The 26,713-nt window shown below is 32.6% G+C and carries 28 protein-coding genes; 24 read left to right on the top strand and 4 right to left on the bottom strand.

The annotated features are described in order from the left end of the window. Positions 1 to 38: 38 nt before the first annotated feature. The 7 genes from RH915_RS05265 (at position 39) to RH915_RS05235 (ending at position 6,127) form a co-directional block, all read left to right on the top strand. A complete protein-coding gene (locus tag RH915_RS05265) occupies positions 39 to 1,121 on the top strand; it encodes a YkvI family membrane protein (RefSeq protein ID WP_310478379.1) in 1,083 nt (360 codons plus the stop codon). A 61-nt stretch (positions 1,122 to 1,182) separates the two neighbouring features. After that, positions 1,183 to 2,280: a DUF5711 family protein gene (locus RH915_RS05260; RefSeq protein ID WP_310478378.1), complete on the top strand. Its 1,098-nt coding sequence runs from the start codon at positions 1,183 to 1,185 to the stop codon at positions 2,278 to 2,280. Between the two features lie 16 nt (positions 2,281 to 2,296). Further along, positions 2,297 to 3,028 carry a CvpA family protein gene (locus RH915_RS05255; RefSeq protein ID WP_310478377.1) on the top strand — a complete coding sequence of 244 codons (732 nt, stop codon included), beginning with the start codon at positions 2,297 to 2,299 and terminating at the stop codon, positions 3,026 to 3,028. Between the two features lie 49 nt (positions 3,029 to 3,077). Next, on the top strand, positions 3,078 to 4,745 hold the full coding sequence (gene dnaX / locus RH915_RS05250; RefSeq protein WP_310478376.1) for a DNA polymerase III subunit gamma/tau: 1,668 nt from the start codon (positions 3,078 to 3,080) through the stop codon (positions 4,743 to 4,745). Positions 4,746 to 4,901: 156 nt separating this feature from the next. Beyond that, positions 4,902 to 5,249, top strand: a complete 348-nt coding sequence (locus tag RH915_RS05245) for a YbaB/EbfC family nucleoid-associated protein (protein WP_310478375.1) — start codon at positions 4,902 to 4,904, stop codon at positions 5,247 to 5,249. A 28-nt stretch (positions 5,250 to 5,277) separates the two neighbouring features. Beyond that, on the top strand, positions 5,278 to 5,877 hold the full coding sequence (gene recR, locus RH915_RS05240; RefSeq protein WP_310478374.1) for a recombination mediator RecR: 600 nt from the start codon (positions 5,278 to 5,280) through the stop codon (positions 5,875 to 5,877). Between the two features lie 16 nt (positions 5,878 to 5,893). Further along, on the top strand, positions 5,894 to 6,127 hold the full coding sequence (locus tag RH915_RS05235; RefSeq protein WP_310478373.1) for a hypothetical protein: 234 nt from the start codon (positions 5,894 to 5,896) through the stop codon (positions 6,125 to 6,127). 68 nt (positions 6,128 to 6,195) lie between these two features. Here RH915_RS05235 and rbr read toward each other — a convergent pair whose 3' ends face one another. Then, the gene (gene rbr, locus RH915_RS05230) at positions 6,196 to 6,795 is read right to left on the bottom strand and encodes a rubrerythrin (RefSeq protein WP_334307728.1); all 600 of its coding nucleotides are present in this window, start codon (positions 6,793 to 6,795) and stop codon (positions 6,196 to 6,198) included. A 167-nt stretch (positions 6,796 to 6,962) separates the two neighbouring features. On the opposite strand from rbr, the gene RH915_RS05225 reads away from it, so the two are divergent. The 9 genes from RH915_RS05225 to RH915_RS05185 all read left to right on the top strand — a co-directional run bounded on the left by RH915_RS05225 (position 6,963) and on the right by RH915_RS05185 (position 14,169). Beyond that, a complete protein-coding gene (locus RH915_RS05225; RefSeq protein ID WP_310478371.1) occupies positions 6,963 to 7,238 on the top strand; it encodes a DUF2508 family protein in 276 nt (91 codons plus the stop codon). A 67-nt stretch (positions 7,239 to 7,305) separates the two neighbouring features. Next, positions 7,306 to 7,572, top strand: a complete 267-nt coding sequence (locus tag RH915_RS05220) for a pro-sigmaK processing inhibitor BofA family protein (RefSeq protein WP_310478370.1) — start codon at positions 7,306 to 7,308, stop codon at positions 7,570 to 7,572. 90 nt (positions 7,573 to 7,662) lie between these two features. After that, entirely contained in the window at positions 7,663 to 8,679 is a 1,017-nt protein-coding gene (locus RH915_RS05215) for an FUSC family protein (RefSeq protein ID WP_310478369.1), read from the top strand. A 12-nt stretch (positions 8,680 to 8,691) separates the two neighbouring features. Beyond that, on the top strand, positions 8,692 to 9,018 hold the full coding sequence (locus RH915_RS05210; RefSeq protein ID WP_310478367.1) for a MazG-like family protein: 327 nt from the start codon (positions 8,692 to 8,694) through the stop codon (positions 9,016 to 9,018). A gap of 20 nt (positions 9,019 to 9,038) precedes the next feature. After that, a complete protein-coding gene (locus RH915_RS05205; RefSeq protein ID WP_310478366.1) occupies positions 9,039 to 9,977 on the top strand; it encodes a YybS family protein in 939 nt (312 codons plus the stop codon). A 13-nt stretch (positions 9,978 to 9,990) separates the two neighbouring features. Continuing rightward, on the top strand, positions 9,991 to 11,985 hold the full coding sequence (locus tag RH915_RS05200; RefSeq protein ID WP_310478365.1) for a DHH family phosphoesterase: 1,995 nt from the start codon (positions 9,991 to 9,993) through the stop codon (positions 11,983 to 11,985). Continuing rightward, the gene (rplI, locus tag RH915_RS05195) at positions 11,982 to 12,428 is read left to right on the top strand and encodes a 50S ribosomal protein L9 (protein WP_310478363.1); all 447 of its coding nucleotides are present in this window, start codon (positions 11,982 to 11,984) and stop codon (positions 12,426 to 12,428) included. Before RH915_RS05200 ends, rplI begins: the two co-directional genes overlap by 4 nt. A 24-nt stretch (positions 12,429 to 12,452) precedes the next feature. Further along, positions 12,453 to 13,787: a replicative DNA helicase gene (gene dnaB, locus RH915_RS05190; protein ID WP_310478360.1), complete on the top strand. Its 1,335-nt coding sequence runs from the start codon at positions 12,453 to 12,455 to the stop codon at positions 13,785 to 13,787. Between the two features lie 172 nt (positions 13,788 to 13,959). After that, on the top strand, positions 13,960 to 14,169 hold the full coding sequence (locus tag RH915_RS05185) for a DUF1858 domain-containing protein (RefSeq protein ID WP_310478358.1): 210 nt from the start codon (positions 13,960 to 13,962) through the stop codon (positions 14,167 to 14,169). A gap of 35 nt (positions 14,170 to 14,204) precedes the next feature. Here the strand turns inward: RH915_RS05185 and RH915_RS05180 are convergent, their stop codons facing one another. Both RH915_RS05180 and RH915_RS05175 read right to left on the bottom strand, forming a co-directional pair. After that, complete coding sequence (locus tag RH915_RS05180; RefSeq protein ID WP_310478356.1) at positions 14,205 to 15,185, bottom strand: ATP-binding protein; 981 nt, start codon at positions 15,183 to 15,185, stop codon at positions 14,205 to 14,207. Positions 15,186 to 15,206: 21 nt separating this feature from the next. Next, positions 15,207 to 16,292 (bottom strand): DnaD domain-containing protein, encoded by a 1,086-nt coding sequence (locus RH915_RS05175; protein WP_310478354.1) that lies wholly within the window; start codon positions 16,290 to 16,292, stop codon positions 15,207 to 15,209. 267 nt (positions 16,293 to 16,559) lie between these two features. On the opposite strand from RH915_RS05175, the gene RH915_RS05170 reads away from it, so the two are divergent. Both RH915_RS05170 and RH915_RS05165 read left to right on the top strand, forming a co-directional pair. Then, positions 16,560 to 18,059 (top strand): M1 family metallopeptidase, encoded by a 1,500-nt coding sequence (locus RH915_RS05170; protein ID WP_310478352.1) that lies wholly within the window; start codon positions 16,560 to 16,562, stop codon positions 18,057 to 18,059. 194 nt (positions 18,060 to 18,253) lie between these two features. Further along, positions 18,254 to 19,858, top strand: coding sequence for a LysM peptidoglycan-binding domain-containing M23 family metallopeptidase (locus tag RH915_RS05165; protein ID WP_310478350.1), 1,605 nt, complete (start codon positions 18,254 to 18,256; stop codon positions 19,856 to 19,858). A gap of 44 nt (positions 19,859 to 19,902) precedes the next feature. Here the strand turns inward: RH915_RS05165 and RH915_RS05160 are convergent, their stop codons facing one another. Further along, positions 19,903 to 21,195, bottom strand: coding sequence for a S8 family peptidase (locus RH915_RS05160; protein ID WP_310478348.1), 1,293 nt, complete (start codon positions 21,193 to 21,195; stop codon positions 19,903 to 19,905). Between the two features lie 165 nt (positions 21,196 to 21,360). Between RH915_RS05160 and RH915_RS05155 the strand changes: the two genes are divergently transcribed. From RH915_RS05155 to rlmH, 6 genes are all read left to right on the top strand, one after another. Next, complete coding sequence (locus tag RH915_RS05155) at positions 21,361 to 22,170, top strand: peptidase MA family metallohydrolase (RefSeq protein ID WP_310478346.1); 810 nt, start codon at positions 21,361 to 21,363, stop codon at positions 22,168 to 22,170. A gap of 288 nt (positions 22,171 to 22,458) precedes the next feature. Continuing rightward, positions 22,459 to 23,712: a UDP-N-acetylglucosamine 1-carboxyvinyltransferase gene (locus RH915_RS05150; protein ID WP_310478345.1), complete on the top strand. Its 1,254-nt coding sequence runs from the start codon at positions 22,459 to 22,461 to the stop codon at positions 23,710 to 23,712. Between the two features lie 3 nt (positions 23,713 to 23,715). Continuing rightward, the gene (locus RH915_RS05145; RefSeq protein WP_310478344.1) at positions 23,716 to 24,531 is read left to right on the top strand and encodes an MBL fold metallo-hydrolase; all 816 of its coding nucleotides are present in this window, start codon (positions 23,716 to 23,718) and stop codon (positions 24,529 to 24,531) included. 26 nt (positions 24,532 to 24,557) lie between these two features. Beyond that, positions 24,558 to 25,733 (top strand): serine protease HtrA, encoded by a 1,176-nt coding sequence (gene htrA, locus RH915_RS05140; protein WP_310478343.1) that lies wholly within the window; start codon positions 24,558 to 24,560, stop codon positions 25,731 to 25,733. A 198-nt stretch (positions 25,734 to 25,931) separates the two neighbouring features. Next, a complete protein-coding gene (locus tag RH915_RS05135) occupies positions 25,932 to 26,099 on the top strand; it encodes a CxxH/CxxC protein (RefSeq protein WP_310478342.1) in 168 nt (55 codons plus the stop codon). A gap of 79 nt (positions 26,100 to 26,178) precedes the next feature. Continuing rightward, positions 26,179 to 26,658 (top strand): 23S rRNA (pseudouridine(1915)-N(3))-methyltransferase RlmH, encoded by a 480-nt coding sequence (gene rlmH, locus RH915_RS05130; RefSeq protein WP_310478341.1) that lies wholly within the window; start codon positions 26,179 to 26,181, stop codon positions 26,656 to 26,658. Positions 26,659 to 26,713 lie beyond the last annotated feature (55 nt).

The raw sequence follows: 26,713 nt of genomic DNA, 5'->3' as shown, positions 1-26,713 counted from the left end.
CTTATTTAAATATACTTGTTTAGGAAGGGGTGGTTATTGTGAAGAGGATAAATTCAATTATTGCATTGGCGAGTATTTATATTGGCACGGTAATTGGAGCTGGTTTCGCATCAGGACAGGAAATAATACGATTTTTTGGACGTTACGGATATCGGGGTATTTTTGGTGTTTTTGTTGCCATGACGTTGTTTTCGTTTATTGGAACAAAAACCCTAGTAACGATACAAAAACATAAGGTAAAAAGCTTTGATGAATTGTTATCCTTGTATTTTCAGAAAAAAACAAAGCATTACATAAATCTTTTCTTCATAGTTTTATTATTTGTTAATTTTTTTGTTATGTTAGCTGGAAGCGGTGCAATATTTAAAGAACACTTTAATATAAGCTTTATTTACGGAGTTATTATAATGGGCGTATGTAGTTATACTGTTTTTATTACTGGTATAAAAGGGATTGCAAAAGCTAACACAATACTAGTTCCTTTTTTAATTGGAACAATTTTTTGTATTAGTTTTTTTGTATTGAGAGGCAATCAATTTACCTTTAGTCATTTTAGAAGTGAAATTTTTCTACATATATCTGCTTTCAAAATTGATATAACCCAGTTTGGATGGATTGGATCAGCTATTGTGTATGTGGCATTTAATAGTGTGGGGGCTATTGTGGTACTTTCATCCACTTTACCCTTAATATCTGATCAAAAAGCAGGTTTTTATGGTGGAATATTAGGAGGAATAGGATTAGGGCTAATGGCGCTAATTATACTATTAACCCTTTTAGTGCTGTACACTAGCATAATAGGTTTAGAAGTGCCGATGATTGCCGTAGCATTTTCATTAGGAAACTTTTCAAAAAATCTCTACAGTATTGTACTATTGATTGCAATGTTTACTACAGCAATTACAAATGGATATAGCTGTGTTTTGAGAATAGTAGATGTAACAAAAACAAATAAAAATGTTATTAGTACTTTAATGTGCATTATTTCAATTCCTATGGCTACGTTAGGATTTAAGCGTTTAGTAAATGTATTTTATCCTATCCTTGGCTACCTCGGTGTTATATTTCTTGTAATGCTAATTGTAAAGTCAAAAATGAAAAACAAAGATATACATCCATAAAAAGGAATTCAGGTACTTCTGTTGAAATAAACAGAAAGCTTTATTATTAATGGAGGTAATTATGAACAAAGGAAAAAAAATAGTCATACTAATGGGTATATTTCTAATTGTTATTTTTGGAATGAGCCCACAGGGAAAAGAGATATTTTTTCTTAATCAACAAAATACAACATTAGAAATTGTAAATGAAATAGATAAAGGACCTCAGGATGAACAAATCCAATTTAATGAAGGGCTTGTTCATTATTCAAATGAAAGTTTATTTTTTTATGGTAGAGATGGCAAAGAACAATGGAAGGTTGAATTAGGTTTTAACAGCCCCATCTTGAAAGCATCAACAGATTATATATACTTATTTGATCAGGGAACCAATCAACTTGTATCATTAAATAATACTGGAGAAATAGAATATAGGTACACCATAGAAGGAAATATGATAGCTGTATATCCAGGAGATGAAAAGTTTATTGCATTAAAAGAAAGAACAAACAAAGGCGACAGAGTTTTAGTATTAGATGTTGAAGGGAAAGCTGTATACAAAATTTCAAAAGAAAATAGTCATATAGGCAATGTATACATACAAGAAAATAAAAATAAAATTTTCGTTAATACCATTTTTTTTGATGACGGAAGTCTAAGCAATAAAATTGAAGTGTATTGTGTTTCCGACCATAAGTTGCTAGAGACAATGGACATTAAAGATCATATTAATTATGAAATCTACTCAAATATAAATAATGACTTAGTATTTATAAATGATAAAAGTATTTTCTTGTACAAAAACAATAAAATAAACTGGACCCATGAAATAAATAAAATAGCTGCTTTAAATAAAGTAGGTGGGGATCAAGTTGTTTTTTATGGGGTAAAAGATGGGGAAACGGCCCTCTTTACCAAAGAAGCATATAAGTTCATGTTTATCGATATGAAAGGTAATATACAAGCAGTGGAAGGGTTAGAAGAGAAGTCTATTTTAGGGGTAGATTCAAATGAGGATCTGGTACTAGCCTATTCACAAGATATGTTATATCTAATAAATAAAAAGGGTGAAATTATTAATCGTTATAGGTATAATAAAGATATTACAGATGCATATATACAGTCATCAGAAGATTTCATAATTGTAACCGATGATAAAATTTATTTTGTGAAAATATAATGTGAGGAGAATTTTGATGTCATGGATTGATATTATATTAATAATTACTTTGGGGTTAAGTATATTCATTGGATATAAAAAAGGTTTCATATTAACCCTGTTTAGTCTGGGGAGCTACGTTGTAGCCTATATATTTTCAAAGGCTTATTATGAGAACTTTGCAAACTGGATGAAGGAGAATCTTCCATTTACAGATACCCTAAATCAATTAGTGACGCAAAAAGTTGATATAGGAATGCCAGAGTTAGGAAATGTTTCTTCCGAGGTACTTGCACAAAATGAGGGATTAATGGTAAATTCCATTAATAACGAATTATCCGGTAGTATACCTACGTTTTTTCAAAGTTATCTAGTTGATAATCTTGATATTACTACTTATGCAAACCAAACCTTTGAAAGCGTTAAAGGCCAAATTGTAGAAGGGATCACAACAATATTTTTTAATATTATAAGTATGATTATTTTATTTATGGTAATCCGCCTAGTAGTTATGATTGTTGGAATTATTATAAATAAGGTTTTTGATTTGCCTATTTTAGGAGCATTTAATAACCTTGGAGGTGCAATATTAGGAAGTGTTAGAGGACTTATTTTAATTTTATTAATAATTGTTATTACACTGCCCATTAGTATGGGAGCTCCGGAGGGGGCAGTTGCTATTGCGACTAGAGAATCATTTTTAATACAGGTTGTATTCAACAACATGGTTGGTTTTATATTATCAGGAATAGGCACTATAGGGGTATGATATAATAACTAAAGGTCATAATCAAACATATACAGAATAAGGTGATAGCATGCATAAAGCGTTATACAGAGAGTGGAGACCAAAGGTTTTTGAAGATGTAATTGGTCAAAACCACATAGTCACAACTTTAAAAAATCAAATAAAATCAGGACAAATTTCTCATGCATACCTTTTTTCAGGCATGAGAGGAACAGGAAAAACATCAACGGCTAAAATTTTTGCAAGAGCAGTTAATTGTTTAAAACCAAATAACTATGATCCTTGTAATGACTGTGAAGTATGTAAAAGTATTTTAACAGAGAGCATTATGGATGTAATAGAGATTGATGCAGCATCGAATAATGGCGTAGATAATGTAAGGGAAATAAGGGAAAATGTAAAATATCCTCCTTCAAAGGGAAAATATAAAGTGTACATTATCGATGAGGTACACATGCTAAGCACAGGTGCTTTTAACGCATTGCTGAAGACCCTTGAGGAGCCCCCTGAACACGTCATTTTTATTTTGGCAACAACAGAAATTCATAAGCTGCCAGCAACGATACTCTCGAGATGTCAAAAATTTGATTTTAAGTTTGTACAAACACAGGATATAATTCAGAGATTAGAGACAATATGTAAGGCCATGGGGGTAGAATCAGAAGAGGATGGATTAAGGGTTATTGCTATTCATGCTGAGGGAGGACTAAGAGATGCCCTAAGCATATTAGAACAGTGTATTTCTTCAACAGAAGAAAAAATAGGCTATGAAGAAGTTACCCGTATTTTAGGGATAGCAAATCAGACATTTTTAATTAATCTTAGTGAAAAAATAATAGAAGGCCATACAAAAGAAGCTATTTTTGATATTGAAATGTTGGTTTCGGAGGGTAAGGATATTCATCAATTAACAAAAGACCTTATTCAACATTTTAGATATCTGTTATTAGCTAATCTAGGCACTAATCTACAAGAGATGTTTACACTATCTCAGGAAGATATAGAAAAAATACAATACCAAAGCAAAAAAATTGATTCAAATTGTGCAGTTGCTTTTATCAACCATCTATCTAATATTGAAACAAAAATGAAATATGCATCAAACCCACGAACACTACTTGAAATAGGGGTTATTAGTTTAAGTAAACGCCAAACAGAAGATAGCGTAGAGGGGCTAATTGAAAGAATAAAATGCCTTGAAGATAAGCTAAATCAAGAGCATGTAAACATAAATAACGCAGTTTCTCATAATCCTGTAAATCTAAATAAACAGGATAAAACAAATAAAGAGGATCTAGTTCAGCCTAAAAAAGAAAATGAAACAAAAAAATCTACTGAGGATGCGCAAAACAATACCATAGTAGAGGAAAGTGGCAGTTTAAAAGAAATACAAACCAAAGTAGAGACCCAGTGGAATCATATAATTGATGAAATGCGAAAACAAAAAAAAGCATCGTCATTAGCCCTCTTAAAAGAAGGAAAACTTAAAGTTCTATCTGATAGGGAACTGCAGATTTCTTTTGAAAAAGATATGGAACTATTTAAAGAAAAACTAGATCGAGATAAAGTGAAAAAATATATCAGTGCGGTAATAGAAAAATATGTAGGGAATAAATTAAATATTAAATTTACCTTAGAAGAACCGGAGCAAGCACAATTGACCTTTAATGAAGATATTGCTGAGAATAAGCTTAGAAGTATAGTGCCGGAAGGTGTTTTAGAGGTTATTGAGGAATAGATATTTAGTTGAAAGATATGTTATAATAACTAATAATATAATTTAAGATAGAAAATTACGGGGAAACTACATAGTTTAAAAGGTATGTGCCTATTTGGTTATGTTACTTCATCCCCTAAGTTTTCTTAAGATAATAAAATTTAGGAGGTATTTATTATGGGTAAAAAGGGTATGCCAGGCTTTGGCGGAGGAATGCCAAATATGAATAACATGATGAAACAAGTTCAAAAAATGCAAAAAGAAATGGAAGAAAAACAAGCAGCGTTAGAAACTAAAGAAGTAGAAGCCACTGCTGGTGGTGGTGCAGTAAAAGTAGTAGCTACGGGAAAAAGAGAACTAAAAAGCATTGAAATAAAACCAGAGGTTGTTGATCCAGAGGATATTGAAATGTTACAAGATTTAATTATGGCCGCAACAAATGAAGCATTAAGATCTGCAGAAGAAATGGCTAATAAAGAGATGTCTCAAATAACTGGAAAAATGAATGTACCAGGGTTATTTTAATATATAGACGAAAAGGTGGAACAAAAGAATGGATTACTATTCTGCCCCCATTGCGAAATTAATAGAAGCCTTCACAAAGCTCCCAGGCATAGGGAGGAAAACAGCACAAAGGTTAGCTTTTCATGTTATTCACATGGATAAAGAAGATGTGAAAGAATTTTCAGAGTCGATATATGGGGCAAAAGAAAGTGTCCGATATTGTAATGTATGCAGCAATATTACAGATAGAGATACATGTCATATATGTAACGATGATAAAAGAAGCAATCAAACAATTTGTGTTGTAGAGGATCCTAGAGATGTTATCGCCATGGAAAAAACAAAAGAGTTCAAAGGTTTATATCATGTACTTCATGGAGCAATATCTCCCTTAGAAGGCATAGGTCCTGAGGATATAAAAATAAAAGAGCTTTTAGTGAGAATAAAAGATCAAGATGTAGATGAGGTTATTATTGCTACAAACCCTAATATTGAAGGGGAAGCAACAGCAATGTACATATCAAAAATACTTAAACCGATAGGTATTAAAGTGACAAGAATAGCTCATGGTATACCAATTGGCGGAGACTTAGAGTATGCTGATGAGATTACATTAAGTAAGGCCCTTGAAGGTAGAAGAGAGATATAAAAAAGGGGGAGACCAAATGAAGAGCGTAGAGGGGTTATTCCCATGGATAATAATAGGACTAGGGGTACTATTATTTACATTTGGATTTTGGGGCGTACTAGGTGGTCTGATTATGATTGCCAGTGCAATCAATTTTCTATATAAAAATGATAGAAAATCAGAAACTAGATTCTTTTTTATAGTTTTAAAAGTGTTAACAGTATTGTTTATAGTAGTGATGTTTTTATTTGTTACATTAAGCTTTTCTTAACATACTAAGTATATTAAATCCCAACAGCACACCCTAGGGTGTGCTGTTGTAGTATGTATATAAAAAATTTAGTAGTTTTCAGAAAGCAATTCAAAGTGACCTTGAGGATGAACACAGGCTGGACAAACTTTCACTGCTGAAACACCTTCGTGAACATAGCCACAGTTGTTGCATTTCCAAAGAGTTTTTGTCTCTTTAGTAAATACTTTGTCTTCTTCAATATTTTTCAATAACCTTCTATAACGAGCCTCATGGTGTTTTTCCACTTCACCAATCTTACGAAAAGCGATAGCCACTTCAGGAAAACCTTCTTCATCAGCAATATCAGCAAATGCTGGATATAACTCTGACCATTCTTCATTTTCCCCATCAGCAGCAGCTTGAAGGTTAAATTTAGTATCCCCTAATGCAGCAGGATAACTAGCGGTGATTTCAATGCATTCACCATTTAAATCAGTATCTTCTTTTAAAAACTTTAAAAATCGTTTTGCATGTTCTCTCTCGTTATCCGCTGTTTCCGTAAAGAAATTGGATATTTGCACATAGCCTTCTTTTTTTGCTTGTGAAGCATAATATGTATACTTATTTCTTGCCTGAGATTCACCGGCAAAGGCTTTCATCAGATTTTCAGCTGTTTTTGTACCTTTTAGTGGTTTCACATGAATCATCTCCCTTTAATTAATCAAGCAATATTATACCATATTATTTTATTTGGAGTAAAAAATAAAAATAAACACATATGCCTATACCTTAAAAATAGAATAATAATATAAGGTATAATTAACATAAACTTGGTTAGAATTTACAATATATATTTTTCAATTGGGGGGATTCTATGAAAAAGCAAAAAAGCTTTTTAGGAATAACAGATATGTTTGAGAGTGTATACAGTAAATTCGGTCAATTCAACAACGAAAATGAAGAACAAGAAATGGTAGAAATTATAAAAAATGCCCATGATGAGTGGAAGAATGCGGAACAATTTTTTCAAAGTGTAACAGATCCAGATTTAATCGACCATGCAATATATAAAGTAGAAGCTGCAAAAACTAGGTATATGTACTTGATGAAAAAGGCAAAAGAAGAAGGCGTAAAAGGAGAATTTTACTAGTATGCCTTTATAAAGACGAAATAAAATGATAAAATATAGTAAAAGGGATGTACAAGGGGGAAATAGGATGGGAGAAGAATTAACCGTAATAGCTGCCTATGCTGTTGGTATAATATTAATTTATGCATTTGGGTCTTTACTACTATGGCCTATAAAAAAAATTATAAAACTTATTTGGAACGGTATAATGGGAGGAATTTTACTACTAATATTCAATTTTTTTGGAGGATATTTTGATATCGGCTTAACTATTAATCCATTAACAGCAATAATAGCTGGAGTGCTTGGTGTACCCGGTGTGATCTTATTGATTATCTTTAATTATATGATATAATACTTTTATAAATTAACATTGATCAGATCGTTAAATAACGATCTTTTTTTGTTTTAAGAACCAATAAAACATACTAATGGAGTGTCACCTATGAAAATTGGACTTCGAACAATCAAAACAGGAATAGCAGTTAGCTTAGCAATGTTTATATCAACAATTTTTAATATAAATGCCCCCTTTTATAGTGGAATTGCTGCTGTAATTGCAATGCAACCTACAGTATCCGACTCTTGGAAAAAGGGGTTGCATAGAGTTTTAGGTACTTTTGTTGGAGCAATTATGGGTATCATACTTTCTTTTTTGCTACCGTCTAATTTTATTACGTTGGGTCTAGGTATTGTTATATTAATATACATATTAAATAAACTAAATTGGCAAGATTCAATTTCAATAGGGTGTGTTGTTTTTATTGGTATATTTATCAGTACAGATGCTGGAATTATTAGTAGATCAACAGATAGGCTGTTAGAAACAACCATTGGAATTGTAATAGCCTTAGTAGTAAATTATCTTATTTATCCGCCAACTTATGATGCTAAAATTGTAAAAGAGATTGATGCCATGTCAGATCACATATGGACATTTACTGCTAATGTAATCGAGTTAATTTTAGATCGGTCCGAAGAAGGATTACTTAAGCTAAATGAAGAAATAGAGGAAATAGATAAAATAATTAATGAGTCCAATAAATTTTTGAAATTGCAATTGAAAGAGGATAAAGTTTTAATTTATGGGAATATCAGTTCTCAGGAGTTAAATAAAATGATTGTCGCTGTTGAGGATATCAATCAGAATTTGTTGAACATGAATAAGGTTTTAGAAAAAGGAATTAAGACAGAAGTAGTAGAGTTAGTAGAAATTGAGTTTAACAACATTAAAAAAGCACTAAGGGACCTAAAAAAGAAAGATGTGTTAATTACAGAGGAGCGTGTTCAGACACATGAAGATATCCAACAACTTATTGGATACATAAAAAGTGCTAAGTCAAGATTAAAGTTTAGTGACGAAATAAACAACTATCCTACAGACGAAGTTGTTAAAATATTAGTAATACTTTATAACTTAGAAGATATTTTAAACAGGTTTAAACGGATAAAGGGTTATTAGAGGGGGAATCGTATGTTTACTAAAAGAGAGAATGTAGATGTAGGGAAGAACTTAAAGATGATAGAATTTTTAAAGTGTGAGTTATTAAATAGTTTTGCACTGCTTTTTCAAACCATACTAAAGGGTGCAAAAGAAGGGCAGGATCTAATTTTAGAGTGCCTAGCTAATATTATATTAGTTACCTATTCACTTGGAAGAAGATTGGGTATAAATTACGATGTTATAGATAAAAAAGTACAGGACAAAGCAAAAATATATATTCTAGAGGATCATCAGCTTGAAGAGTGGTACCAGGATTTATCAGGACTAAGTAAGCACATAAAAGGGAATCGCAAATAAATACTAGGAGTGACTAAATTTTGGAGCATAATAATGATAAAAAAGCATTAGTCCAGTCAAGTTTCACAATAATGTTAGCAACAGTGCTAACAATTATAGCACTTTATATTCCAATCATATCATTCATGATTATAATGCTACCGGTACCTTTTGTTATACTAGGAAGTCGATATGGAATAAAATATGCAATATTAACTACAGCAGCATATAGTTTATTGATTAGTTTTTTAACAAATATACTGATTTCTTTTTTTGCTTTTATTCTTCTTGCACCAATAGTAATTGTATTAAGTTATTTAATAAAGGTAAAAACAAATGAGTTTGAAGTAATAGCATTTAGTACTGCAGCGTCTGTGCTATCATTTGTGATATTTGTGAGCATGGTTAGCTGGGTGTTAGATATACAACTTATAGATGAAATAGGTGTTTTACTAAGAGATACCATTTATAATCAGCTGGAGTTATTTGAGAACGTTAATATTAATAGTATTAGAATTGAAGAAAGCATTAATTATTTTATGGCAATTATACCAGCCCTTTTAGTCGTCCAATCAATGAGTATTTCATTTATAAATTATTTTGTGTCTATAGATATATTAAAAAAGACAGGATATTACAAAGGAAGTTCACCCAGGATTAGTAGTTTTAAGCTTCCTAAAAACATACTTGTTGGATTTTTAATATTACTTGGACTATCTTACTTAACCCGTTTAGTGGATGGGGGAATATATTACGCTGATCTTGTTTCAAACATTCTTGTTATTTTTGTATTTTTAATATATACACAGGGAATAACTGTTCTGATTTTCTTTATGAACAAACATAGATTTAACAGGTACATAAAAATACTATTAATAGTATTAGCTATTTTATTTGTGCCTTTTAGCACTTTCATTGCCTTCATTGGGTTTTTAGACATAGTTTTTGATATGCGTAAATTAAATAAGAAAAAGGATTAACAGGAGGCAAATTATGCAAAATCGAAAGATATTTAAGATGTTAATACCGGATACAAGGATATATTTAATTATTACAACGCTATTAACAGGAATCATAGCCTACTATAATCCTATGATCAGTATAGGAGGCATTTTTTTACTGGCTTATTTGATATATTATAATCTTAAAATAACAAATATAAGAAGGGAAGAGTGGACCCGATATATAGAAGATCTCTCCTCAGATATTGATTCTGCAACCAAGCAAGCTATTTTAAATTTACCTATGCCTTTGACCATTGTTGAGATCGATGGGACAATTACCTGGTATAACCCAAAATTTCTGGAAGTTGTACAAATTAATGATTTACTAGAAAAAAATATAGAGAAAATTGTTCAAAACTTCAATCTTAGAAAAATTATAAGACAGAAGGAAACGGAAACGATTATTATAAATGATAGGTGTTTTAGAGTATTGCACAATATTATAAAATTACCTAAAGAGCACTCTTCAAGTTATATTATTATGTTATATTGGGTGGAAACTACAGAATATGAGGCACTGAAATCTAAGTATGAACAAGAGAAAGTTGCCGTTGCATCTATTCACATAGATAACTATGACGAAGTGATGCAAAACACAGAAGAAGCATTTCAACCCTTAGTTATTGCAGAAATAGATCATCGAATCAACTTGTGGGTTAATAAATATGAAGGTGTTATTAGAAAACATGCAAAAGACAAGTTTTTAGTTATATTTGAAAGCGCTTCATTAGACAAGCTAGAAAATAAAAAAATCGATATACTAGATGAAATTAGAGATATTAATATGGGGAACAAGATACCAATCACTTTAAGCATTGGTATAGGTGCTCAAGGAGAAAATTTATTACAAACTTTTGAGCTATCCAATACTGCTAGAGACTTAGCACTAGGTAGAGGTGGAGACCAGGCCGCAGTAAAAAGAAAAGAAAAAATTAGTTTCTATGGTGGCAAAACAAAGGCTGTAGAAAAAAGTACTAAGGTTAGAGCGAGAGTAATATCCCATGCATTAAAGCAATTAATAGAACAATCTGAAAATGTTTTTATTATGGGGCATAAATACCCGGATTTAGATGCACTAGGAGCATCCTTAGGTATTTATCGTGCTGCAAGGAACAGGGAAAGAGAAGCTTTTATTGTATTAAACAACTCAAATCCTACAATAGATTGTCTATTTGATCGAATAAAAAACGAAGAAGCATATTTACAAAATATTATTAAAGAAGAAGAAGCCATGCAAAAGATAGGACCTGCGTCATTATTAGTGGTTGTTGATACTCACCGACCTAGTTTTACAGAGGCTCCAGGATTACTAGAAAAAACCAATAAAGTTGTAATCATAGATCACCACAGAAGAGGTACGGAATATATTGAAAATACTGTGTTGAATTATCATGAAACCTATGCTTCATCAACAAGTGAGTTAGTAACAGAGCTACTATACTATATGGATGAAAAAATAAACATAAACCCTGTTGAAGCAGAAGGATTAATGGCTGGAATTGCCGTTGATACGAAGAATTTTACTTTTAAGACAGGTGTAAGAACCTTTGAGGCTGCATCTATGCTAAGAAGAGCAGGTGCAGATACTACTTCCGTAAAACAGTTATTCAAAGATGATCTAGAAACTGTCAAATTGAGAGCAGAGGTTGTTAAAAACGCTGAAATTATTAGAGACACTATTGCTATATCTACTTTTAAAAATGATATAGATCATGCCCAACTAATTTCTGCCCAGGCAGCGGATGAATTAATTGGGATTCGAGGCGTAGATGCATCTTTTGTACTAGGAGTAAAAGGTGAGAATATTGTTTTAAGTGGACGATCCATGGGAGAAATTAATGTTCAAGTAATATTAGAAAAGCTAGGCGGCGGAGGGCATATGACTGTCGCTGGAGCTCAAATTAAGGATATAAGCTTAACCGATGCAAGATTAAAGTTACAAGAAGTAATAGAAGCGTATTTTGAAGAGGGGGAAGAAATATGAAAATTATTTTAAATAAAGATGTAAAAGATTTAGGTAAAAAAGGAGAGGTAGTAAATACAAGTGATGGTTATGCTAGAAACTTTTTATTTCCAAGGAAATTAGCCGTTGAGGCAACACCTCAGAACTTAAAGAAGCTTGAACAAGATAAAAAAGCACAAAATGAAAAGGAAAAAGCGATATTAGAAGAAGCTAAAGCCTTAGGGAAAAAATTAGAGGAAATAGAAGTAGAAATAAAAACAAAAGCAGGTGAAGGTGGACGATTATTCGGGTCCGTAACTTCAAAAGATATTAGTGATAAAGCAAAAAAAATATCAGGCGTTAAACTCGATAAAAGAAAGATAAATTTACCTGATCCAATTAAAACACTGGGTGTAACAAATGTAGAAGTAAAACTTCATCCGGAGGTAACAGCAACCTTAAAAGTTCATGTTAAAGAACAATAGTTAAAACACAAGGATGGTAAATATATGAGCGAGAATATTTTTTTAAAAGTTCCACCCCATAGCGTAGAAGCAGAACAATCGGTTCTAGGGGCGATGCTATTAGATAGAGATGCAATACTTGTAGTTTTAGAGGTATTAAAAATAGAGGATTTTTACAAAGAAGCCCATCAAGAAATTTATGAATGTATTGGAAATCTATTTAATAAAAATGAACCTGTAGATTTAGTTACATTAACTGATGAATTAAAAAAGCGAGATACATTAGATGCCATTGGAGGAATTGGTTATTTAAGCAATTTATCCTCAAGTGTTCCTATTACTGCTAATGTAAAATATTATGCTGAAATTGTTGAGGAAAAAGCTACTTTAAGACGTCTAATTAAAGCATCAGAGGAAATTATACACTTAGGGTATGGTGCAGATTTAGAAATTACAGATGTAATAGAAACTGCCCAAAAAAATATTTATGATATTTCTCAAAATAGACAGCAGGAAGGCTTTACAATTATAAAGGATCTACTTTCTACAACTTTTGATCGTATAGAAGAACTTTATGAAAATAAAAAAGGCATTACAGGATTAACAACAGGATTTCTTGATTTAGACAGAAAACTAGGTGGTCTTCATAATTCTGACCTGATATTAGTCGCGGCTCGACCAGCAATGGGTAAATCAGCCTTTGCACTAAACCTTGCACATAATGCGGCACTAAAGGCAGGCGCATCTGTTGCCATATTTAGTTTAGAGATGTCAAAAGAACAGTTAGTTTTAAGGGTATTAGCTGCTGAATCTATGATTGACTTAAATAAGCTACAAAACGGAAACTTAAATGAAGATGAATGGACAAAACTTGCTAAATCCATTTCTATGTTATCTAAATCAAATATTTATTTTGATGATTCTGCTGGAATATCAGTAACAGAAATGCGTTCAAAATGTAGGCGATTAAAAATGGAAAAAGGATTAGACTTTGTATTAATTGATTATTTACAATTAATGCAAGGAGAAAGAAGAACAGAAAATAGGCAACAAGAGATTTCTAGTATATCTCGTAATTTAAAAATTATGGCTAAGGAATTGGATTGTCCAATTGTAGCCCTATCTCAGTTATCAAGGGCTCCAGATGCTAGATCAGATCATCGTCCAATTTTATCTGATTTAAGAGAGTCGGGTGCTATTGAGCAGGATGCAGATATGGTGTTGTTTTTATATAGAGATGAATACTATAACCCTGAAAGTGATAAAAAAAATATAGCAGAAGTACTTGTATCCAAGCATCGTCATGGCGAAACTGGTACAGTAGAGCTTGTTTGGTTAGGAAATTTCCAGAAATTTATGGACTACGAAAAAGAAAGGTAAACTTATGCACATATACAAAGAACACCTGTGCATATATCTGTGGATAATGTGAGTAATGTTAAAATTTATAACCAGTTTTCCACAGTGATAATGACAAAATCAATAACAGTTGAATATATAGCTATAAAGTGGTAACATTATTATTAATTAGAAGTGTTAGGAGGATTAATTAATGGCTAAGATTACAGAAGATATGACAATTATGGATGTTTTAAAAATGGATCGCGAAGTTGCGGCAATCTTTATGAAATATGGGTTACACTGTTTAGGTTGTCCAGGTGCTACTATGGAAAGTATCGGAGATGCAGGTAGAGTACATGGATTGGATGTAACAAAATTAATTGATGATTTAAATAAATTCTTTGAAGAAAAAGAACAATAAAAAGAATCTAGGCCCAGGCCTAGATTCTTTTATTTTTAATTTGTTTCCCAACGAAGATCGTGGCCAAAAAAGTGAAGAATGGTAAACTTTGAAAAAAGCCGCGAAAAAATTCGATCGTCATACCGTTCAATCATTTCTTTTGGACTTAAATTAGTAGAGATAATGGTTTTTTTATTAGATAATAGTCTACTGTTAATAATATTAAAAAGTTCACTGTTCGTAAATGAATTGGTCAATTCAGTTCCTAAATCATCTATCACTAACAGATCCGCTTTGAAAAGCAAGTCGTATTGCTCTTTATTTGCATCTTTATCGCCAAATCGTATTGTTTGAAGTATTTCAATTAATTTAAAAGCAGTTTGATAAATTACTATTTTCTCCTTGTTTAACAGTGCCTTTGCAATACAGTTTGTTAAAAATGTTTTACCTAGTCCAGTAGATCCATAAAAGAGCAGATTTTCATCATTGTTGTTATCAAAGTTAAAAACAAACCCTTCGCAGACATTTAAAATTTCCATCATATTTTCCCGTGGGTTTTTTTCTTCTTGCTCATAAACTTCAGTTGAAAATAAGTTGATATTGAATGTTTGAAAGTTTTCCTTTTCTAAGACCTGAGATAAATTAGACATGGAATAAGCATAATTAATTAACTGTTGTTTAAAGCAATGGCATTTCTCACCAGTATTTAGATAACCTTTGTCTAGGCATTTAGAACAATCATACTCTTCATTTAAATAACTATAAGGAATGTTATTCTCTGTTAGTAAAACGGCCTTCTCTTGTTTTAATTTTTCTACTCTAGTTTTAAGGTCATTAATTATCGCTTCATGATCTCCGTCACTGTGGAGTAGTGCTCTCGATAAAGAAATACCAGTTGACTTAATTTCTTTATCAATTGCTTCAACTCTAGGTATTTTGTTATAAACTTCTCGTATACGGTCTTCTCTCTTTTGCGCATAAATTCGTCTTTTCTTATCATATCCGTTTAATATGTCTCTTATATAATCTTGAAACATTGTATACACCACCTAAAGTTATTACTTTTTTTTCTGATTGTTTAGAACAAGTTTTTCAAGCTCTTCTGCTGAATACTTATCGCCTCGACTATTTGCAAGATGAAACTTGGTTTTTGCTTGGGGAACAGTCGATTTAGGTTGAGGATTAGTTGGCTTTTTAATTGCTGCTAGATTGCTTTCTTTTTCTACATCTTCTAAGCTAGTAATATTATTTTTATACCATCGTTCTAGTATACTATGGATATAGTTAATATTAGGATTAGATGTTTTACTACAGTTTTCACAGGCTTTAAGAATCATATCATGAGAGAATTTAAATTCATCTACCCATGCATCCATTTTGGCTTTCTCTGCCTCAGATGGACCACCTGGTCTATTAGAAAAGCCCATAGCTTTAAATACACGATCATACAGACCATATCGCTCACCTTGTTTCAATAAATATTCCTGAAGTTCATCTACGCTAGTGAGACCTTTATCATACCAGTTTCTTAAAATGCCACCAGCATATTGTACACTTCTCTTCTTTTTCTTATGCCAACAGTAGCTAAAAGCTTTTATAATAAGAGGCGGGTCAATATTATATTTTTGTAACCACTCAAGTATCTGCATTTTTTCATTAGGTACTAAAGAGCGCATTATAATTTTATTTATTTCATTAAACATCTCTCTTATTTGAGGAATATGATTTGCTTCAATAATATCTTTAGTAGAGCAACTGTAATCAATATTCTCTTTTTCTTCTTTCGGAGCGTGATTAGGTCTAAAATTATTATCAATATAGAGCTGTTTTAGATTTAAAAACTCAATAGAATAATTATATTCACTATCCTGATCCTCTTCAGATAAAGGTACTTTTTTTATTATCTTTTTACTTTCCCAAAAATCCCAAGCAGCATAAACATCTGATAAAGGAATGTTTAGATTTTTAGCTAAACTTTTGTGATCAATTTTATTACTAGTGTCTCTATCACATGCATATTTGTATCCAAGCAAATAGACCTTTACATAGGTACCGTTGGCCATGGGCATGTATACATCAATAAAAATATTTTCAATAGGTGTATCGCCTAAGTCTATTTTTGTAGGACTTTTAAAAAAAATCATTTAGGTCACTCCAAATTATAAGATGTTAATAATGTATTTCTACATACTTAATCCTATTATAACATAAATATAGTAAAAGAAAATTTAGCTTTGTTTGAATGCATATTAAGGAAAAATTGCGGTGATATCTAGTCAGATCTATTTCAGTTGAGTAAATTACAATTTTAAAAGGTACTATATTTAATTTAGAACCAGTATTTTGTAATCTCTTGACCATTTAATTTATTTTACATTTTATTAATATCAAATACTTGTGAGGTGATCTAATTGCTTTTAAGAAAATTAAAGCTATTTGCTGTTGTGCTTACAGTGATGATGGTAAGTATAGTTGTACAGTATATGATTGGGGTTCCGGTAGAACAACCGGTTTTTAGTACTAATTTTGATACACAAGGAACAATTTACAACATGGATATCACTTTTATTGAAGACAAAATGTCACTAAAAGGAAGTCAGCAAGTGCTATTTACAAATAATACAGGTAGAGAGTTAGAAAACATCTATTTTCATCTTTATCCCAATATTTTCAAATGCGAAAGTACTGCACCTTTTGAAAAGACAGATATGGATAGGGCATATCCCAGGGGATTTGATCCTGGATACATACAAATAAACTCAGTTGAGAAAAATAATAGTAGAGCTACCTATAAAGTAATGGGTGACGATGATGCCCTTTTAAGAGTTACCTTAAAGGAACCCATAAAGCCAAATAAACAAGTAACCTTATCCATAAAGTATAAGGTAAGGTTACCTTTTAGTATGGGTAGAATGGGTTATGGAAAAAATACAGTAAATATGGCAAACTTCTTTCCAATTCTTTCTGTGTATGATCATAATGGATGGAATCTAGATCCTTATTATCCTATTGGGGACCCCTTTTACAGTGATATTTCAAATTACAGGGTTAAGGTTTCCTTGCCTAAAACATACACATTAGCTACAACTGGGAATGTAATGAATCAACAAGAAAGAAAAGGTAACATAGTATATGATATTGAAGCCGAGCAAGTAAGAAACTTTGCAATGGTTGCCAGCGAAAGATTCGATGTAAGAAGTGCAAAAGCAAGTGAGCGTACTACTGTTAAATCCTATACAATTGAGGGGATAAAAGCAGAACAGGCCCTTCAGTATGGAGTTGACGCTATAACAATATTTAATCAAATGATTGGAATATATCCATACGAACAGCTATCTATTGCAGCAAGTGATTTTTTTATTGGAGGTATGGAGTACCCCAATCTTGTAATAATTGGAAAACACCTCTATGATCGGGATGAAGATTTTCCACTTGAGTATGTTATCGTTCATGAAGTGGCACATCAATGGTGGTACGGCCTAGTAGGAAATAATGAAGTAAAAGAACCTTGGATAGATGAAGCTTTAACTGAATATACAACACTTTTATACTTTGAAAAAAAATATGGGGAACATATAAAGGAACAGATTTATGAAAAGATGACAAAAAATCAATTTGAAAATTACCAAGACATTACGAAAAATAGTAATGATAGTATTTTAAGATCCTTAGATGAGTTTGACAATAGTTTTGAATACAGTAGCGTTGTATACAGTAGAGGAGCTATGTTTATTGAAGCATTAAGAAATGAAATAGGGGATGCTGATTTTTTTAGCGCACTAAGGAGCTACTATGAAACATTTAAATTTAAAAATGTAACAACGAAAGATTTCTATAATGTGTTTCAACAAAGTACAGATAAAGACTTGAAAGTACTGTTTGAGGAGTGGTTAGAAACGACAATAGAATAATTTAAATGAAATCGGGGAAAATACTGTTAAATTAAAACAAAAAAATTAAGTTTGGGGTTGAAATTGTATGACAAAATAAGATACAATAAAACAGGAAAAACTTACTACAAATTTTAAATTAAAAATCTTATGATGAGAAACTTTACACATAGAACAATAAAATTTAACAAAATGTGTGAAAGGAGAACATGATTTTGGATAAACCAAAGAATATATTTAATAAAGTTAAAGAACTAGCGAAGGCTTATACTACAGATAAAAGTGTTAAAATAAAAACAAAAACAAAGAACGGTTACAATAACTTAGTAAAGCAAGGATCTATATTATTTAAAAAAGCAAACGCAAAGGAAACGATTACAAATTTTAAACTACGTACAAAAGAAGCAGTAATTAATACAAATAAAAAAACAATAAATTTTTACAAGCAAACAAAAGATAAAACAGCTACCTACATAAAAGATGGTAAAAACAAGAAACATTTTATTTATGGAGGTGCAAGTTTAACATTTATTGTGTTGATACTTCTTTTTAATGTTGCATTAAACGCGTCAATGTTAGCTTATGAGGTGCATGTAAACGGCCAGGCTATTGCAATGGTTAGAACAGAAGAGGATTTTTCAAATGCCCTAGAACAAGTTAAAGAGGATGTCTGGAAAACTTATAATCAAGAATTCGTTGTTCCTGAAGACATTAGTTTCGAAGAAACAAGAGCAAAAGATAGTGAATTAAATAATTCTGATGACTTAGTAAGAAATTTAAAAAGTCAATTAGATTTAAATGTAAGAGCCTATGAGATTGTTGTTAATAGTGGAAGAGTTGTTACGGTAGGAACATTAGAAAGTGCTGAGGAAATATTGGATACTTTAAAAGAACCTTACCTAAATGAAGAAAAAGAACTAGTTGAAATTGGATTTGGACAAGAGGTACTTATTCAAGAGGTGTCAACAGATATATCTGAGATTCGTTCAGAGGAAGAAGCACTGGCTTATATAATAAATGGAACGGATGAAAAAAAGATACATGAAGTTGAACCAGGGGAAAGTTCATGGTTAATCGCAAGAAAATACAGTTTATCTGTTGATGAAATAGAAGATGCAAACCCAGATATCAATGTTGATAGACTTCAAATTGGACAAGAAGTTAATTTGGTTGTTCCTAAACCTTATATTACAGTTAGAACAAAAGAATTTATAGAAGAAATAGAAGAAATTCCTTTTGATACTGAATATGTAAAATCCAATTCTCTTTATGAAGGTGATCAAAGAATTACCGAACAAGGTTCACAAGGAAAAAGAGAAGTCCAAGCATATATTATTAAAGAAAATGGTGTTCAAGTAGATCGTGAAATTTTACACGAAGAAGTAATTGCAACTCCAAAAACGAGAGTAATAGCTCAAGGAACGAAAACAAGGCCAGCTACTGTTGCTACAGGGAATTTTGCAAGACCAACCAGGGGAACATTAACCTCTCCTTTTGGGACAAGGTGGGGAAGAAGACATACTGGAATTGACATTGGTGCTCCAACAGGAACCCCAATAACAGCTGCCGATGCAGGAAGAGTTTCATTTTCTGGTTGGCAAGGGTCTTATGGAAATCTAGTAATAGTCGATCATGAAAATGGATATCAGACCTATTATGCTCATTGTAATTCGCTTCAAGTAAAACGTGGAGAACGAGTTTATAAAGGACAACAGATTGCAACGGTTGGAAGTACAGGTAGAAGTACTGGACCACATTTGCATTTCGAAGTTAGAAGAAACGGAACGCCTATAAATCCTGCTCAGTTTGTAAGATACTAACATAATATACCCCCCAGTAGAAATACTGGGGGGTTTGCTATTTACTATAAAATAATCAATAGGAAAACAATTAATATTGCAAATAACCATTCATTTTTCTTAAGAAATGCCATTAATCCACTTGCATTCCCATTATGTCTAAGGGGCGGGGGGGATACTTCTTTTTGATCAGGACTCAAAGAAGCCAAAATACTTTTTAGATTAAGAACCCCATAACCCTGTGTATTTCTATCTAAGTCCAGACTATCGGCATGCTCTGTAATGAGTTTTTTGAGGTCTTGAGGGCTAAGATTTTTTTTGTATTCATGAAGCAAAGCACAAGCACCCGATACAATAGGTGTAGCCATAGATGTACCAGATAAAGTTTTATAATTATTATCTTCATTGCCAAGGGAAGTAATATCTACTCCTGGTGCTAAAACATCCGGTTTATTTAAACCATCAATTGTAGGACCACGGCTAGAAAACTTAGCCACAGTGCCATTTGAACTAGGATTTTTATTATTACTCGCCCCTACAACAAGAGCATTAGGATTTGTTGCCGGAGAGTTAATTGTGCCAGAATCCGGGCCGCTGTTCCCTGCTGCTGCACATACGGCAATACCAGAATCAATGGCTTTTTGAACCGCTTGACATAAGGGGTCATCTTTATAGGAGCTTTTTGCTTTAGATCCTAATGACATATTAATTATTTTTATATTATAACGGTTTTTGTTTTGAACAGCCCATTGAACTCCAGCTATAACATCAGAAATACTTCCAGAACCTTCTCCATCTAAAACCTTAATTCCAACAATATCAGCATCAGGAGCTACACCAATATATCTACCTGAAGAAGAAAAACCATTCCCCGCAATGATCCCAGCTACATGGGTACCATGGCCATCGTCATCATAAGGTGCAGTTTTATTATTTACGAAGTCTTTAAAACCTATAATACGATTGTTAGGTGTTACAAGGTCATTATGTGGGTAAACACCAGTATCCACAACAGCAATACCGACTCCTTTCCCTGTTAGACCTAGTCCGTTTGCATAGTCTCCCCCGATCGTTACAGAAGCGGTATCCATTAACTTTAATACCATATCATCTAAATAGACTTTATTAATAAATCTTTCGTTACTTGCACTACGCATACCGGCAGTTGGAATATATGCAGCAACAGCATTAATAATGTGAAGTTTATGCTTAACTTTACCACCCATTTTTTCAACGCACTTTTCTAAATTATCACAATCACAGTCTTGAGCTGTAAGAATAACCGGTAGATGCTCATCCTTTGAATACATCATTTTCTCTAAAACAGTTTCATGAAAAACATCTCTATAACCAAACACAAAAGAGCCTCCTTTGCAAATTAACAGTTGTATATTACACATTATGCAAAGGAGAGAAAAAAAGTGAGTGTCTAAATAAAATGTAGTTAAAAGTACTCGATGGAGGTTTACATAATACTGTGATATACTATAAGTAGTGAAAAATAAACAAAAGGGGGCAAAGTAATGAAAAAGATAATTAAAGCTAGATATTTTAAAAACCATAGACTTGTGCGTATGATTATTTTATCAATGGCGCTTATCCTTTTTGTCCTTTCAAGCACATATAGTAATGGGTGGACAACCTTCTTAAGGCCAGGAGTTAGACTAGCAGAACAAGCTGTTGTGGCATATAAAACGAATAATTATAGTGAATTAGAGACAAATAACTTTATTGTTAGATACCGCAATACAAATCATGAAATTGTAAATCTGGTTGCTAATACGGCAGAAAGTAAATATAAAGTATTAGCAGATATTTTCAGTCATGAATTTAATAATAAAATTAGACTTATTATATATGAGGATCAAGAAGATATGATGAACGCCACATTACTCAAAGGGGAAAGAGCGCCAATGGGAGTGTATTTTGGAAATACCATTCATGTACACAATCCGTCTAAGTGGATAGAAGAAGAGGCGGACATGGAAAGCATATTTTATAGTGAAGGGCCAGTTCTACATGAATTAGCACATTTATTTACAGATCATCTTGCAAGAGGGAATTATCCTACTTGGTTTACAGAGGGTGTAAGTCTTTACTTTGAGTATAGTGTTGACGGATATGAATGGGGGAAAGGCGTAGATATAGACGAAGATATCTATACAATAAAAAACTTAACAGAAAGATTTCATGAACTTGATACTTTTAACGCCTATACCCAATCTTTTAGATTAGTGAAAGGTTTTGTCAATCAAAATGGAGAGGATGCCCTTATTGAGTTGATTCGATCTTTAGGTAAAGGATACAAGCTAGATATAAAACTGTTTATTTAAGTTAAAATAACTACGAAAATCAAAGAAAATGGTTCTTTTTTCACTTATCAAATGATATATAAAATGATATAATGATTAGGGTAAATGACCAAAAACAAATAATAAAAAGTTTATTAAATAATACAGGGAGTAAATTGGACTATCAAATGTAGTTTAATGAATACTCCTTGCTTCAAATTTGTGATTAAATTTAAAAAAGAACTTGAACTTACAGGATAGATATATATAGATTCGTAGAGGTTGAACTCCAACAAAGGTGGTGAATAACTGGCCTAGGCCAGTGAAAATATGGATAAATTATTAATAAAGGGTGGACATAAATTAAAAGGTACTGTTAATATAAGTGGATTTAAGAATGCTGCCGTAGCCCTTGTTCCGGCTACAATACTTACGGAGGAAACCTGTATTATAGAGAATCTTCCAAATATAAGTGATGTTAAAGATCTTGGGGATATGCTAAGAAACTTAGGGGCAAGTGTATTACAAAATCAAAAAGATGTTATGGAAATTGATACGAGTAATATGAAAGAATGCTTTGCGGACTTTGATTCGGCGAAAAATTTAAGGGCATCCTATTATTTTTTAGGGGCGGGTTTAGGAAGGTTTAAAAAAGCAAAAGTTGCTTACCCTGGTGGATGTAGTATTGGAAGTAGACCCATAGATCAGCACATTAAAGGTTTTGAGGCTTTGGGGGCAAAAGTAACAGTTGATCACGGAGTTATAACTGTAGAAGCCGAAAAGCTTGTAGGTGCAGATATTTACATGGACGTTGTCAGTGTAGGAGCAACGATAAACATAATGTTAGCTGCAGTTATGGCCGAGGGAACAACGGTTATTGATAATGCAGCAAAAGAACCCCATATTGTTGATGTAGCTAACTTCCTAAATTGCATGGGTGCTAACGTAAGAGGTGCTGGTACCGATGTAATAAAAATAAAAGGGGTATCTAAGCTTAACGGGTGTCGTCACGCTGTTATTCCTGATCAAATTGAGGCAGGAACTTATATGATCGCTGCAGCAGCTACAAAAGGGAATGTGTTAATTAACAATGTTATACCAAAGCATTTAGAATCGATTACAGCTAAACTAAGAGAAATGGATGTAGATGTAATTGAAAGTGATGATAGTATAAGAGTTAGTGTTACTAAACCATTTAAAAATGTAAGTATAAAAACATTAGTATATCCAGGGTTTCCTACAGACCTTCAACAACCAATGAGTAGTCTTTTAGCAATTGCAGAAGGTACCGGTATTATTACCGAAACCATATTTGAAGGTCGATTTAAACATGTAGCTGAACTAAATAGAATGGGTGCTAACATAAGAACAGAAGGAAGAATAGCCGTAATAGAAGGCGTAAAAGAATTAATGGGCGCAAAAGTATCTGCAACCGATTTAAGAGCAGGGGCGGCCCTTATCGTAGCTGGTTTAATAGCTAAAGGTGAAACCCAAATCGACAATATGCAATATGTTTACAGAGGGTATCATGAAATTGTAGAAAAATTGACAGAACTAGGTGCAGAAATAAGGAGCGTTAAATAATAAATGACCATATATTTTAGCAGTTTAGCAAGTAGCAGTAAAGGGAACTGTCATTTCATTACTGATGGTCAATCTTACTTACTTATTGACGCAGGATTAAACGGAAAACAATTAGAAAAAAGATTAAGCGCCCTTAATATTGAGCCTGAAAAAATTACAGGGATAATTGTAAGTCATGAACATAGAGATCATGTTTGTGGTGTAGGAATAATGTCCAGAAGATATGACATACCTATTTATGCAAATAGAGGTACCTGGGAGGGTATGCTACCCATTATATCGAAGGTTGACAAGAAAAATATAAATGTGTTTACAAGTGATAAACCTTTTAAAATAGGGAATTTTGATGTATTTCCATACTCTATTTCCCACGATGCTAATGAACCGGTAGGTTTTTGTTTTGATAATAATGGGGTAAGAATTAGTATAGCCACTGACTTAGGATGTATAAATCAGGTTATACTAGAGAAAGTACAAGGGTCAAATTTAGTAGTACTTGAATCAAATCACGATGAAGAAATGGTGAAAGTAGGGAAATATCCTTATTTTTTAAAAAGAAGAATTTTATCTGACTTAGGACATTTGTCTAACGAAGTTGCTGGAAATGCAGTGCTACACTTATTTAAAAGCAATGTTAAAAATTTTATACTTGGCCACTTAAGTAAAGAAAACAATTTTCCAGAGTTAGCACTACAAACAGTTAAAAGTATTTTAGAAGAAAATAATATCGTGCTAGGAAAAGATATTTTTGTAGAGGTAGCAGACGACAATAAAACAAGTAAATTATACAGCTTTGAAGTTTTAGAGGCTACCTCATAATATAGAGAAATATTGGAGGTGATTCTTTGAACTACAATGATCAAGAAGATTACAATCGTACGCAGCGGTTTGACCCACCACCGAATAACAAAAAAAACAATCAAAGCTCAAAATTAAAAACAATAGCTCTTGTAATTGTAGGAGCTCTACTAGGAAGTGCTATTTCTTTAAGTGTGGCTTATTTATATTTGCCTGAAATTATTGAGGGCAGAGGCCCAATAGTCGGTGACAGAGCACCTATTGTATTAGAACCCCAACATGATATTACGGTTTATTCAGCTGTAGCTGAAAAAGCAATGCCTTCAGTGGTAGGAATAACAACCGTAACAACTCAAGTAGACCGCTTTTGGGGACCTAGAAGAGCAGAAGGGCTAGGGACCGGTGTCATTGTAGATGAAAGAGGTTATATACTAACCAATGCCCATGTTGTTGGAGATGGGGCTGCGGATGAAGTAGGCGTATTACTTTATAATGGAGATAGATTAACCGCAGAGATTTTATGGTACGATAATACTTTGGATCTAGCCGTTATTAAAGTAGAAGAAGAAGGTTTAACAGCAGCAGAACTAGGAGATAGTGATCACCTAACTGTTGGAGAAATTGCTGTTGCAATAGGAAATCCTCTAGGACTTAACTTTGAAAGAACCCTTACCCAGGGTGTTATAAGTGGGTTAAATAGAAGTATTCCTATAAGTCAGACCCAAACAATCGACAACCTTATTCAAACAGATGCATCTATTAATCCTGGAAATAGTGGTGGACCACTACTTAACGCTAAAGGTCAAGTGATTGGCATTAATACCGCAAAGATAGGAACTGGTGAAGGATTGGGGTTTGCAGTACCCATTAACACAGCAAAACCTATCGTTGATCAGTTTATAGAAAAAGGTGAATTTACAAGAGTATACTTAGGCATTCGAGGCTTAAATGTAGAAGAATTTGAAGCTGCAACAGGAGAGCGACTTCAAGCACAAAGTGGCGTGTATATTTTTGAAATTATAGCAGCGTCGGTAGCAGATCAATACGATCTAAGAACTGGTGATGTTATTATAGGTATTAATAACACAGAAATAGAATCAATGGGTGGATTGATCCGAGAGCTCTATCGATACCGTCCAGGAGACGAAATCGATGTTACAGTGCTTAGAAATGGTGGCGAAGAGATAATTTCATTAACTTTCAACGAAGACAGCACGAGTTAAAATAGCTCGTGCTGTTTCACGTGAAAACGACAAAAAGATTTGGAAAAAAGAAGTAATTCATGTATAATAGCTCTATAGGCAGTAATTACTATGCCTTTAACTTAACATACTAAGAAAATATGTATTATAAAACAGAAATTGTGAAAAAATATGAACATATAAAAAACCTAAGGGAATTTAGGGAAAGTGGTGGTAAATATGTATGTTATTTGTAACAAACACCTAGAAGATGCAATAGATGACTTTGTAGAGGTCTATGAACAACCACCGGATTTATATCAACTTGACAAAGTCACCTTTACAGATTGGTTAGCGCCAAAAACCTGTGATTATTGTGATCACGTTCCTAAATATTTAGTCGTATAGTCGAGATGATTCTCGGCTTTTATTTTTGAAAAATTATAACATATACAATAAAACCATGTATACAAAAAGGAGCATTAACATGAACATTACCATTATTTCAGTCGGTAAAATAAAAGAAAAATATATAAAGCAAGGCATCGACGAATATACAAAGCGTCTATCCAGATATGGAAAAATAAATTCAATAGAAGTACCAGACGAAAAAGCGCCAGAAAACTTAAGCGAAGCAGAAATGCAAATTGCAAAAAATAAAGAAGGGGAAAATATTTTAAAAAACATCAAAGATGGCGCCTATGTAATTGCTCTAGCTATACAAGGAAAAATGATTTCATCAGAACAACTAGCAAAAAAGATACAAAGCTTAGCTACCAGTGGTACAAGCCACATCACCTTCATTATTGGAGGGTCTTTAGGGTTATCTCAAGAGGTAATAAAACGATCAGACTACCAGCTATCCTTTTCCCCCATGACCTTCCCTCATCAGCTGATGAAGGTTATTTTACTAGAGCAGGTTTATAGGGGATTAAGGATTATAAAGGGTGAACCGTATCATAAATGATGGTGGTTTTTTAAAGTTTTATCATTCTGTACTTCATATGCACGGTTCAAGGTTT

Origin of the sequence: Serpentinicella sp. ANB-PHB4, from assembly GCF_031432315.1 — a bacterium.
Classification (GTDB): domain Bacteria; phylum Bacillota; class Clostridia; order Peptostreptococcales; family Natronincolaceae; genus Serpentinicella.
The sequence above is the reverse complement of the archived record's forward strand: the minus strand, read 5'-3'. Positions and strand labels throughout refer to the sequence as shown.